The organism is Kaistella yonginensis (assembly GCF_030409525.1).
GTDB classification, from domain to species: Bacteria; Bacteroidota; Bacteroidia; order Flavobacteriales; family Weeksellaceae; genus Kaistella; species Kaistella yonginensis.
In genome coordinates this window covers 77,479-90,053 of record NZ_JAUFQB010000003.1, presented here as the reverse complement: position 1 = coordinate 90,053, position 12,575 = coordinate 77,479, and the positions used below count along the sequence as shown (strand labels likewise).

The window sequence follows — 12,575 nt, the reverse complement described above, 5'->3', positions numbered from 1 at the left end:
AGTAGTTATCTTTTGAACCGATTTGTAACCATCAATTTTTACGCCTAAAAGAAATTATTTTATGGAAAACGCTATATTTGTAAAAATTTCTACATGAAAATTTTAATACTGAATGGACCCAATTTGAATTTACTGGGAACGCGCGAACCTGAAGTCTACGGAAATGTTTCTATGGATGATTATTTGAAAGGTCTTAAAAAAGATTTTTCCCAGCATGAAATTCTTTATTTTCAATCGAATATTGAAGGTGAAATAATCAACCGTTTACAGCAAAATGATTTTGAAGGATTGGTCATTAATCCTGGGGCATTCACCCATTACTCCTATGCCATAGCTGATTGTTTAAAAAATATTTCACAACCAAAAATAGAAGTACATATCAGTAATATCTACCGACGGGAGGAGTTTCGGCAGAAATCAGTGACGGCAGTAAATACCGACGGCATTTTAAGCGGTTTCGGACTTAAAGGATATCGACTGGCGATTCTAACCTTTCAGTAAAATGTAATTCAAATTTTAGTTAAAAACAGGACCTTTAATTCTGATATTCTTCATATTCATTCCACTGTGATTCATCGAAAGAATGGCTGTCTTCTGACAAAAGTTCTGCCTCACGATCCAAATATTCATTCATTGTAAAAGTCACTTTGTCGCTCAATTGTTCTTTGGCTAATTTTCGGGTCATTGCTTTATCGATGACCATAAATCGCTGCCCTAGTCTTCTGGCTGCATATGCACGCATTCCTGTAGCCTTTAAAATGTCAACTGCCATGTTTACTGCAGTTCCGAGGGTTTCACGGTAAATATTTTCAACGCCATTATTAATAAAATCATAGGCATCTAAACGATTTTTAGCACGAACGAAAATTTGCATTTGCGGAAAATTTTCCCGAGCATATTCTAAAATAAATTTATTTTTTTCGGCATTGTCTAAACATAGAATGAGCAAGTCTGCAGTTTCTGCTCCAGCCGAACGAAGGATCCCAGGTTTAGAAGCATCACCGTAATACACTTTGAATCCTTTCGATTTTAATAAATTGACCCGCTCCGGATCATTATCTAAAACCGTAGCACCGATTCCATTGACGCGTAGTAACCTGCCGACCGTACTTCCGAAATGACCGAAACCTACGATAATGATTCTTTGTTGTTTTATGGCGCCCTCCAATACTGGAGCTTCATTTTTAAATTGGTGTATTCTAGGTTCAATTAACTTTTCATTAATCAGTAGAAGTATAGGTGTGATACACATTGTGATCGCCGTAATTGCCATTAACTGCGCATTAAGTTTTGGATCAAATAAATAAAGTTTGGTGGAATAATTAATTAGTACAAAGGCAAATTCCCCTATTTGAGATAATCCAAAAGCGACTAGAAAATTTTGGTATAATTTTAATTTAAAAAACTTTAAAACACCTACCAGCACTGCGAATTTTACAATTAAAACAATAATCGTGGTGGTGAATATAAACATAGGATCACCCATAATTACCGTAAAGTTGATCGTAGAACCTACGCTCACAAAAAAGACCGCCAAGAGCAGACCTTTGAAAGGGTCAATTTGGCTTTCGAGTTCATGGCGGAATTCACTCGTTGCTAACATTACCCCAGCGATAAATGCACCTAAAGCAGGGCTGAGCCCTACCGCATGCATTAATTCGGAAACACCGATGACCAAAAATAAAGAAGAGGCGGTGAGCAATTCATTCATGCCCGAGCGTGAAACATACCGTAAAAACGGAACGAATATATATCGACCCAAGACAATTAAAGCAAGAACTCCTAAAATAATCGAAAAAGGTTGAAGCCAGTCGGGTAGATATTGCAGAAGCAGTAAGTTTTCATCGGTATCCGATTTTTGGGCAATAACCGGCAGTAATGCTAAAATTGGAATCACGGCAATATCCTGAAATAACAGGATAGAGAATGAAGCTTCCCCAACATCAGTTCTGAAAATATTTTTCTCTTTTAAAGTTTGTAAAACAATCGCTGTAGAAGATAAACTGAAACATAAAGCAGCCACCAAAGCTTGATCGGTCCGCCAATCGGTTAGATAAAATATAAGAAATAAAATCGCAACAGTGATGGCCATTTGTCCCAAGCCCATTCCTATTATTTTTTTTCGGATTTTCCAGAATTTACGAGGTTCGATTTCTAAACCCACCAAGAAAAGCAGCATGATAACACCAAATTCAGTTGCTTGCATAATATCATTGGTGTCGCTTCCGGTAAGTTTTAAACCAAACGGGCCAATAATAATTCCGCCCAAAATAAATCCAATCACAGAGCTTAACCCTAATTTTCGGACCAATGGAACCATAACTATTGCTGCACCCAAAAAGATTAAGGCAGTTTGTGCTAATGAACTTTCATTCATAATTTTTCTAGAGTTTTTATAATTGTACCGGTGAGTTCTTCTAATTGTGGCGCTTCTAAATCATCTGAATCATAAATGGCAATAATCTCTTTCACCTCAATCCCATTAACTTCCAAAGATAAAGTGAGCGGCTTCATCAATTCTTCGATGGTGGTTTTATATAAACCTTCTTTCTGATAATTATCTTCAGCTGCACCCATGGTTACAATAATAATGGCATCTTTATTCATTAAAGGATGATCGCTTTCAGCTTTCCAGCTCATATCAAAAACTTCATCAATCCATAAGCGAAGCAAAGGTGGTAACCCGAACCAAATCAAAGGAAAGTGAAAAACCAACCTTTCATACTCCCTAATTCTCTTTCTTTCTTTAAAAGTCGCAATATGAAAATCGGGATACTCTTCGTATAAATCTTTAAAAGTCAGCAGGTCAGAACTTTCATACGCTTTTATTAACGCCAGATTAGTGGTCGAATATTCGAAGTAAGGATGGGCAAATACAGCAAGCGTTTTTTTCACGAAATTTGAATTTTTATAAAAATAGTGAAAAAATCAAAAAATTCCGCATTTATTGCAGTAAAACTTTATTATTTTTGAAAAATGAAGGTAATACATGTCGTCTCAAAAGAGTCCGCTTTAGAATTTCTTAAGTTTCCGAATCTGCTTTTTGCTCATGATAAAAATTATATAAGACCGCTGGATCAAGATATCAACAATATATTTAATCCCCAAAAAAACAAGTTTTTTAAATTAGGAAAATGTGAGCGATTTCTTTTTAAAAATGAGGATGATGAAACCATTGGAAAGATTGCAGTTTTTATGCACAAAAAATACAAACAGAGTCAACCCACTGGCGGGATTGGTTTTTTTGATTGTATTAATGATCAGCAAACCGCCCACTTTATATTTGACTTTGCGAAAGATTGGCTTCAGCAAAAAGGAATGGAAGCCATGGATGGGCCTATCAATTTCGGGGAACGCGATCAGTTTTGGGGACTTTTGATCGACGGTTTTTCCGAACCGCTTTATGCGATGAATTATAACGCACCCTACTATAGATCATTGTTTGAAACCTATGGTTTCAAGATTTTCTTCAACCAATTGTGTTTTGGTCGCAAAATTCATGATCCGGTTGCTGATAATTTTTTGGCAATGCATGACAGGATTTCCAAAAACAAAAATATTACTGCAAAACCACTTCAGTTAAAATCATTAGAAAAATTTGCACGCGATTTTACGGCAGTGTATAATCAAGCCTGGGCGAGCCATGGAGAAGGCAAACAGTTGACAGAAATGCAAACGATGAAAATGTTTAATACATTAAAGCCCGTTATTAATGAACACATCTCTTGGTTTGTGTACGAAAATGAAAAACCCATCGCTATGTGGATGAATATTCCAGACATGAACCAATGGATTAAATTTTTTAAAGGCAAATTTGGATGGGTGCAGAAAATCCTATTTCTCATCATCAAAAAATTCAGCAAGAATAAAAAAATGGTCGGCTTGGTTTTCGGAATTATTCCTGAATGGCAACGAAAAGGGATTGATGGGTTCATGATTTGGGAAGGAACCAAACATTTTCGGGAAGCTACTGATTTTGAAGATTATGAAATGCAGTGGATTGGGGATTTTAATCCTAAAATGATTAAAATTGCAGAGAATTTAGAAACAAAAGTTACCAGAAAACTGGCCACTTATCGATATCTTTTTGATGAAACTAAAGAATTTAAAAGGCATGAGATACTCTAGCAGCCCTACCTTAATTAAACTTTACATCTCTGATATTTAGAAAATAAGTTACATTTCCTTTCCAGTGATTTTCTTCTGCCGTAAAAGCAATGTTGAATTTTTTCTGCCTAAACTCATCGGCAAATTTCCCTAATTTAAAACCGACACATTCAATGTTTCTCCCTGTGGATTCCTGTTTGATATAAAATTTAAGATGGTTGTTTTCTTTGCCCATTGTTTTTACGAACCCCGCAACTTTCTGATTTTTTAGAACCAAAACGGGTTTCATATTATCGGGACCGAATGGCGCAAGTTTTCGATGAAAGTTGAAGAAATCCTTGTTCAAATCTTCAATTTCTACCTCGACATCAATTTTAATACTGGGCTCTTTTTGATGCTCTTGAATTTTCGCGGAGACGACTTTCTCAAATTTTTCTTTGAATAAATCTAACTTTTCCTTTTCCATCGATAAGCCAGCTGCCGCAGGATGACCGCCAAATTTCATAAACAAATCAGAGCATTCTTCCAAGGCATTATGTACATCGAAATCTGAAACGGTACGAGCTGAAGCTACAATTTCACCATTGTTTCCATCTGCGAAAACGACCGTAGGTTTATAATAGGTTTCTGTTAATCGTGAAGCGACAATTCCAATAACGCCTTTGTTCCAACTTGCACCGTAAACGACCGTTGAAAAGTTGGGTATTTGTCCACTTGTTTCTACTTGTATAAGTGCTTCGGTCGTGCTGCTCAAATCCATTTCACGACGTGAATCATTGAGATTAATAATGTCGTTTACAATTTGGGTTGCATGTTTTAAATTATCCGAAACCATTAATTCTACCGCCGCCTTCCCTTGCGAAATTCGTCCTGCTGCATTGATTTTTGGGGCAATCTCAAAAACAATATTGGATATTTCAAACGTGGCGAGTTTATCTTCAGGAATCAACATTCGCAAGCCTAAGTTTCTGGATTTTCTTAAAACTTTTAATCCTTGTTTTGCGAGGACGCGATTTTCTCCCGACATCGACACGATATCTGCGGCAATGGAAATGGCCAGCAAATCGGTAAGTTCAAATAATTCAGATTCTGGGATTTTGTAGAGGGTATTGAGGCCTTGGCAAAGTTTAAAACCTACACCACAACCTGAAAGTTCTTTGAAGGGATATCGGCAATCTTTTCTTTTTGGATCTAAAACCGCGACTGCAGCGGGAATTTCTTCACCCGGTAAATGGTGGTCACAAATGATGAAATCCACACCCAGTTCCGTCGCATATTCTATTTTGTCTAAAGCTTTAATACCGCAATCCAATGCGATAATGAGAGAGAAATCATTCTCTTTGGCGTAATCAATACCGGTTTTAGAAATCCCATATCCTTCAATATTTCGGTCTGGAATATAATAATCGAGGTATTTTTTTTGTACAATCTTACTTAAATACAAGTACATCAGCGCCACCGCCGTGGTTCCATCTACATCATAATCACCATAGACCATGATTTTTTCACCGTTTTCAATGGCGGTTGCGATTCGATCTACTGCAAGCTGCATGTCCTTCATTAAGAAAGGATTATGGATGTCATTGAGGTTGGGTTTGAAAAACGCTCTTGCTTTTTGATAATCATCAATACCGCGAAGAACGAGGATTTTGGACTCAAATGTTCCAAATCCGAGCGACGACATAATTCCGTCCACAATATCTTCATCGGGTTCCGGTTTGTAAATCCATTTTTGACTCATAATACTACAAAAATAAGAAAAAATTGTGAGCTAATTTTTCGCAAATTATTCCTTTAATAATGCAAAGAGGAAATAGTCAATGAATTGGTCTAAGTGCTATTTTATTAATAATATTTAAGCCGTAATCATGCGGTTTTAAAAATTACAGGTTCAAGATTTGGTTTTTTTAGTAAAATTATTTGAAATTTTTATGACTGATTACTAGGGTGTTAGCTTTTTATTCTTCTTTTTTTAGCATTTATAAATCTGTAGGTAAAATTTAATCGTAGCTAAAAGAACAATCATTAAATATTAAATTTTAAAATTTTTATTATGGAAAAACAGATTCATGTATCGAACAAAGGAGTTACTTTGGATACAAGCAGAAGAAATTTTCTAAAATTGGGTGGAGTAGGACTTGTTGTTGCAGGACTCACTTTAGCTGGTTGTAGAGAAGACGATTACCAATTTATGGAAGGAGAGCAGCTCTTCGACTTGGGAAAAGGTGATGTAGGGATTTTAAATTATGCTTATGCCCTGGAGCAATTAGAAGCAGATTTTTATACGAAAGTGGTTAATAATTTTTATTCAGGTATTTCTGCTTCAGAAAAGCAAGTATTTATCGATATCTATAATCATGAAGTAATTCACCGTGATTTTTTCAAGGCAGCGATTACTGCAGCGGGAGCCATGCCTACTCCGAAATTAGAATTTAAATATGACGGCATCGATTTTAATAGCAGAAACTCTATTCTTGCTACCGCAAAAGCATTAGAAGATACTGGTGTTGCAGCATATAATGGTGCTGGAAAGTATATCAAAAATCTCGACTATTTAGTCATTGCTGGTAAAATTGTAAGTGTAGAAGCGAGACATGCTTCGGCAATACGGGATATTATCAATCCTGGATCCGGTGATTTTTCTGGTAATGATGTGGTTGATGCCAATGGTTTGGATGTGGCAAAAGAACCAAAAGATATCGTTGCAGCTGCAGGAGGATTTTTCAAAACACCATTTACTTGGAAAGAACAAGGAATTGGGTAATCTTATTAACTTTTAAAATATACTTATTATGAACTTACTTAATATATTAGATAAACTTTCGGATGATAAATTTTTCACCACCGAAACCTCAAGATTAGGAAGTCTTTCTCAACTTAGAGACTTCGGAAAAAAAGCTGCAATTGCTAGTATTCCGCTTGGTTTGGGATCATTGATGGCTACTTCTGCAAAAGCAGAAACTCCAACTTCAAGTTTAGCTCCGGCTTCTGCATTAACAGATGCCTTGCAATTGGCTTTGATTTTAGAATATTTGGAAGATGAATATTACAGAACAGGTTTGATGACTTCTGGTTTAATTCCAGCTGCAGATAAAGGAGTTTTTCAACAGATTGCGCAACATGAAACTGCCCACGTTGCATTTTTAAAAGCAGCAATATCTTCATTGGGAGAAACTCCTGGACTGAAACCTACATTTGATTTTACAGCTGGTGGAAATTTTCAACCTTTTACCGATTATCAACAATTTATGATTTTGGCTCAAGCGTTTGAAGATACAGGAGTTCGCGCGTACAAGGGACAAGCTGGAAATGTAGCATCTAACAAAGCTATTTTACAAGCCGCATTGCAAATACATTCCGTTGAAGCAAGACATGCTTCGAAAGTACGAAGAATGCGTGCAAACAAAGGTTGGATCGAACTGAAAAATGGCGGAAATATGCCTGCAGCGACCGACGCGGTTTACGCAGGTGAAGAAAATATTACTCAAGCAGGATTCAATACTTCTACTTTGTTTGGTGCTGCAGCAGGATCTGCTTCCTTCGATGAAACCATTACAGGAGCGCAAGCGACTGCGATTGCAAGTTTATTTATTGCGTAACACAATCCAATATCGTTTTTTTATCCCTTCGAAGATTTATTTATGGAAGGGATTTTCTTTAAAAATACAAACCGCTCAATTTCTTGAACGGTTTGTAATTTATCTCTAAAAATAGAAATTTTCTTTTCCCTTTTTCTAAAGGATAAAAAATTTATCAGAATAGAATTTAAGAATACATTTGCTGTTGTAATTCTTTAACTTTTTTATCTGCTAAGTATTCGTCATAAGTCATTTCTCGATCGATGATTCCTTTTGGAGTTAACTCAATGATACGGTTACAGACTGTTTGCAACATTTCGTGGTCATGAGAAGAAAGCAAAATGTTTCCTTTAAAACTAACGAGGGAGTTGTTTAAGGTCGTAATACTTTCCAAGTCTAAGTGATTGGTTGGTTCATCCATCAAAAGAATGTTTGCGCGTTGCAGCATCATTCTACTGAACATGCATCTCATTTTTTCACCCCCTGAAAGTACGGTACAGGATTTTAGGGCTTCGTCTCCAGAGAAAAGCATTTTTCCTAAAAAGCCTCGCATATATTCCTCGTGGCGCTCTTCATCATTTTTCGTAAATTGTCTTAACCAGTCTACCAAATTGATGTCTTCTTGAAAAAAGCTTGAGTTATCCAAGGGCATATATGACTGATTGGTAGTAATCCCCCAATTGAATGTTCCTTTGTCTGCTTCGGTATTCCCGCTTAAGATTTGGAAAAATTCGGTAATTGCCAAAGAGTTTTTAGATATAACGGCTACTTTATCTCCTTTCTTTAAATTTAAATCAATATTGGAGAAAAGCAGTTCGCCATCTTTGGTTTTTTCTAAACCTTTAACCTCTAAAATCTGATCTCCAGCTTCGCGCTCGGTATCGAAAATAATCGCAGGGTACCTTCTGGATGAAGGTTTAATATCTTCGATATTCAATTTATCGATCATTTTCTTACGTGCAGTTGCTTGTTTTGCTTTTGCGACGTTAGAAGAGAATCTGGCAATAAAATCCTGGAGTTCTTTTTTCTTTTCTTCTGCTTTTTTATTGGATTGCTGGCGTTGTTTGGTGGCTAATTGCGAAGCCTGGTACCAGAAAGAGTAGTTTCCGGTATATAAATTTAGTTTCGAATAATCCAAATCACCGATATGAGTACAAACCGTATCCAAGAAGTGGCGGTCATGCGAAACAACGATTACTGTATTTTCGTAGGTTGATAAAAAATCTTCTAACCAAGCGATGGTTTCAATATCCAAATCATTGGTGGGCTCATCGAGAATCAAAACGTCGGGGTTGCCAAATAATGCTTGGGCAAGAAGGACTTTTACTTTATTCTGGTTTTCCAGTTCACCCATCATTTGATAATGCATATCGTCTTTAATACCAACATTAGACAACATGGTCATGGCGTCGGATTCAGAGTTCCAGCCGCCCATTTCATCATATACCACGCCGAGTTCTCCTGCTTTTATTCCATCTGCATCAGAAAAATCTTCTTTTGCATAAAGCGCATCCATCTCTGATTTGATGTCAAATAATATTTTGTTTCCTCTTAAAACCGTTTCGATAACGGTTAAATGATCGTAAGCAAAGTGATCTTGTTCCAAAACAGACATTCTTTTTCCAGGTTCCAGCGAAACCGAACCGGTAGTAGGATCTTGTTGTTTGGTTAAGATTTTTAGGAAAGTTGATTTGCCGGCACCGTTGGCACCAATAATCCCATAACAATTTCCTTTCGTAAACATAATATTTACCTCGTCAAAAAGTACTCTTTTTCCGAATTGTAAAGATAAATTAGATACTGTTAACATATAGTTTTGTAAATTTGGTGCAAAATTACGAAAAGAAATTGGGTTTCAGGCACTCTTCGTAAAGTCTCTATTTAAGGACAATAATTAATAAGGACTGCCTAAATGCCAAAAATTTAAAGTATTATGTTAAAATTTTATAAAAATTAACATAAGCAAACATATCAAATTAATCAGCAATATGAAAATTGAAAAATCGATTGCAATTTATAATAAAAGAGCACGTTTTGAATACGAACTTTCTGAGGAGATTGAAGCAGGGATGGTACTTACGGGTACGGAAATTAAATCTTTGCGTTCCTCAAAAGCGAGTATTACCGAATCGTTTTGTCAGTTTATTGATGGTGAACTCTATATCATTAATATGATGATTGATGAGTATAAGTTGGGAACATTTTACAATCATAAAACTAAAAGGGAACGGAAGTTGCTCTTGCACAAAAGAGAATTGCAAAAGTTTGAAAAAAAACTGAAAGATGCTGGTAATACTATTATTCCTTTAAAATTATATATTAATGATAAAGGAAAAGCCAAGATTCTTATTGCACTCGGTCGTGGAAAAAAACTCTTTGATAAGCGCGAAAGCATAAAAGAAAGAGAAAATAAACGAAATCTTGACAGAATATTAAAGAAAAGTTAAAAAAAGATGAAAAATCTTTGTTTATAAAGAAAATTTATATTTATTTTGCATTATCAATTATTTAATCATTTAATTCTATGAAAAATCTAAAATTAGGAATTTCAGCATTGGCACTAACTGTTGCCTCTACTGTTTTCGCTCAGACTACCAGTAACCCGTGGTTAATCGGTGTTGGTGCTCACGGAGTAAATCATGTTGCAGCAGGAGGAAGTGCTGGAGATGTTTTCTCTACAGCATTCGGAGGTGGTGATAGAGGAGAGTTGTATAATATGGACAATTTTACAATCACCCCACCATTATCAAAGTTAACTGTTGCAAGAAACTTAAACAAGTATGCGGTTATTGATTGGCAAACTTCCGTAGGGAATGTTGACAACAAAAGAATCGGAATGGGAAAAGAGTTTTTCCTAATGACAGGTTTAGGTCTTCAATTTAAATTCAACGGTCTTTGGAATGAAGATTCTTGGTTTGATCCATACGTAAGAGTTGGTGCAAACTATATGAGACACGACTATTCAGGTGTAACTTTTCCTTTAACTGATGTGAATGGCCAAACTTACAATGGTTTCTCATTCCAACCAAGTACACAAAGAAGAAAAGATCACTTTACCGTTTCTACTGGTTTAGGTTCTAATTTCTGGATTACTAAAAGCTTCGGTTTAGGTGTTCAAGGAGATTATGTTTCTACGCCAACTGATAAATCAGATGTGGCTAACTTTTTCCAAGCTTCTGCATCTTTATTATTTAGATTCGGTAACATGGATAGAGATAAAGACGGAATCTTAGACAAAGATGACAAATGTCCAGATACTCCAGGATTAGCTGAATTCCAAGGTTGTCCTGATACTGATGGAGACGGAATTCCAGATATCGATGATCAATGTCCAGATGTTGCTGGTCCAGTTGAAAACAACGGTTGTCCTTGGCCAGATACTGACGGTGACGGTGTTGTAGACAAAGATGATAACTGTCCAGATGTTGCCGGTCCTGCTGAAAACCAAGGTTGTCCTTGGCCAGATACTGACGGAGACGGTGTGTTAGACAAAGATGATGCTTGTCCTACCGTATTCGGTCTTGCAGAGTATAATGGTTGTCCAAAACCTAAAACTCAAACTGCTTTCGAAGCTACTGAAGCTTTAAATAATATCTACTTTGATTTTGGTAAAGCTACACTTCGAGCAGAATCCGCCCCTAAGTTAGACGCTGCTGCAAAAGTAATTATTGCAGATGGTGGAACTTATGTACTAGAAGGTCAAACAGACAAAAAAGGATCTGATGCATTCAACTTGAAATTGTCTAAACAAAGAGCTGCATCTGTAGTTGCTGCTTTAGAAGCAAGAGGCGTTAGTCCTTCTGTATTGAAATCAAGAGGTGTAGGCGAAACTCAAGCTCAGGTTGCAGAAAATGCATCTGATGCAGAAAGAATGGCTGATAGAAGAGTAATCGTTATCTCTTTAGATGGTCCAGATTTCGACAACATGAAAAAAAATGACGTTGAAGCACCTGCTGTTAAAAAATCAGTTAAGAAAAAAAGAAAATAATTATTTTTTCTAAATATTAAGAAACGCTCTCATCTTGAGGGCGTTTTTTATGCATTTTTTGTAAATTTGTAAAAATTAAATTGTACAATATGGGACGCGCGTTCGAATATAGAAAAGCTTCTAAAATGGCTCGTTGGGATAAAATGGCCAAAACGTTTTCAAAAATTGGTAAAGACATCGCACTTGCGGTTAAAGCTGGAGGCCCAGATCCTGACACAAATCCTTCCCTACGAAGATGTATACAAAATGCAAAAGGAGCCAACATGCCCAAAGACAATGTCGAACGAGCAATTAAGAAAGCCAGCGGCGCCGATGCAGAACAGTATGAAGAAATTACTTACGAAGGTTACGGACATGGTGGAGTCGCTTTCTTTGTGGATTGTACCACCAATAATCCTACAAGAACGGTAGCTAACGTTCGTGCTATCTTCAATAAGTTTGATGGAAACCTTGGAAAAAATGGTGAGCTTGCCTTTATCTTTGACCGAAAAGGAATTTTTTCTTTAGATCGTTCCTTAATAAAAATGGACTGGGACGAATTTGAAATGGAAATGATTGATGGCGGCGCAGAAGAAATTGACCACGATGATGATGAGGTTTTTATTACCACTGCCTTCGAGGATTTTGGTGCATTTTCCCATAAATTAGAAGAGTTGGGTATTGAACCTAAAAGTGCAGAAGTTCAAAGAATACCAAATAATACGAAAGAGGTTTCAGAAGAACATTTTAAAATAAACATGAAAATGCTCGAACGTTTTGAAGAAGATGATGACGTGCAAAATGTTTATCATAATATGGAGATGACCGATGATTTGCTAAATTCAATATAGCTCTTCTTTATATTCAGCAATTTTTCTTGAATTCACTCAAATAAAAAGCCAAAGCAATAAGTATTGTTTTGG

The 12,575-nt window shown here is 36.3% G+C and carries 11 protein-coding genes; 7 read left to right on the top strand and 4 right to left on the bottom strand.

Annotated elements, in window-relative coordinates:
- Nucleotides 1-93: 93 nt before the first annotated feature.
- Nucleotides 94-501: a type II 3-dehydroquinate dehydratase gene (locus tag QWY78_RS01335; protein ID WP_290215867.1), complete on the top strand. Its 408-nt coding sequence runs from the start codon at nucleotides 94-96 to the stop codon at nucleotides 499-501.
- A gap of 34 nt (nucleotides 502-535) precedes the next feature.
- On the opposite strand, the gene QWY78_RS01330 is transcribed toward QWY78_RS01335, so the two are convergent.
- Both QWY78_RS01330 and QWY78_RS01325 read right to left on the bottom strand, forming a co-directional pair.
- Nucleotides 536-2,377: a monovalent cation:proton antiporter-2 (CPA2) family protein gene (locus tag QWY78_RS01330; protein ID WP_290215866.1), complete on the bottom strand. Its 1,842-nt coding sequence runs from the start codon at nucleotides 2,375-2,377 to the stop codon at nucleotides 536-538.
- Entirely contained in the window at nucleotides 2,374-2,895 is a 522-nt protein-coding gene (locus QWY78_RS01325; RefSeq protein ID WP_290215865.1) for an NAD(P)H-dependent oxidoreductase, read from the bottom strand. Before QWY78_RS01325 ends, QWY78_RS01330 begins: the two co-directional genes overlap by 4 nt.
- Nucleotides 2,896-2,976: 81 nt before the next feature.
- On the opposite strand from QWY78_RS01325, the gene QWY78_RS01320 reads away from it, so the two are divergent.
- Nucleotides 2,977-4,128 carry a hypothetical protein gene (locus tag QWY78_RS01320; protein ID WP_290215864.1) on the top strand — a complete coding sequence of 384 codons (1,152 nt, stop codon included), beginning with the start codon at nucleotides 2,977-2,979 and terminating at the stop codon, nucleotides 4,126-4,128.
- A gap of 10 nt (nucleotides 4,129-4,138) precedes the next feature.
- Here QWY78_RS01320 and recJ read toward each other — a convergent pair whose 3' ends face one another.
- Entirely contained in the window at nucleotides 4,139-5,848 is a 1,710-nt protein-coding gene (gene recJ / locus QWY78_RS01315; protein ID WP_290215863.1) for a single-stranded-DNA-specific exonuclease RecJ, read from the bottom strand.
- 312 nt (nucleotides 5,849-6,160) lie between these two features.
- On the opposite strand from recJ, the gene QWY78_RS01310 reads away from it, so the two are divergent.
- Nucleotides 6,161-6,871, top strand: coding sequence for a ferritin-like domain-containing protein (locus QWY78_RS01310; protein ID WP_290215862.1), 711 nt, complete (start codon nucleotides 6,161-6,163; stop codon nucleotides 6,869-6,871).
- Nucleotides 6,872-6,899: 28 nt separating this feature from the next.
- Nucleotides 6,900-7,706, top strand: coding sequence for a ferritin-like domain-containing protein (locus QWY78_RS01305; protein WP_290215861.1), 807 nt, complete (start codon nucleotides 6,900-6,902; stop codon nucleotides 7,704-7,706).
- Between the two features lie 166 nt (nucleotides 7,707-7,872).
- On the opposite strand, the gene QWY78_RS01300 is transcribed toward QWY78_RS01305, so the two are convergent.
- Nucleotides 7,873-9,495, bottom strand: a complete 1,623-nt coding sequence (locus tag QWY78_RS01300; protein WP_290215860.1) for an ABC-F family ATP-binding cassette domain-containing protein — start codon at nucleotides 9,493-9,495, stop codon at nucleotides 7,873-7,875.
- 178 nt (nucleotides 9,496-9,673) lie between these two features.
- On the opposite strand from QWY78_RS01300, the gene smpB reads away from it, so the two are divergent.
- The 3 genes from smpB (at nucleotide 9,674) to QWY78_RS01285 (ending at nucleotide 12,503) form a co-directional block, all read left to right on the top strand.
- The gene (gene smpB, locus QWY78_RS01295) at nucleotides 9,674-10,132 is read left to right on the top strand and encodes an SsrA-binding protein SmpB (RefSeq protein ID WP_034719015.1); all 459 of its coding nucleotides are present in this window, start codon (nucleotides 9,674-9,676) and stop codon (nucleotides 10,130-10,132) included.
- A 77-nt stretch (nucleotides 10,133-10,209) separates the two neighbouring features.
- The gene (locus QWY78_RS01290) at nucleotides 10,210-11,673 is read left to right on the top strand and encodes an OmpA family protein (protein WP_290215859.1); all 1,464 of its coding nucleotides are present in this window, start codon (nucleotides 10,210-10,212) and stop codon (nucleotides 11,671-11,673) included.
- Between the two features lie 89 nt (nucleotides 11,674-11,762).
- On the top strand, nucleotides 11,763-12,503 hold the full coding sequence (locus QWY78_RS01285) for a YebC/PmpR family DNA-binding transcriptional regulator (RefSeq protein ID WP_290215858.1): 741 nt from the start codon (nucleotides 11,763-11,765) through the stop codon (nucleotides 12,501-12,503).
- The last annotated feature ends 72 nt before the right edge of the window (nucleotides 12,504-12,575 follow it).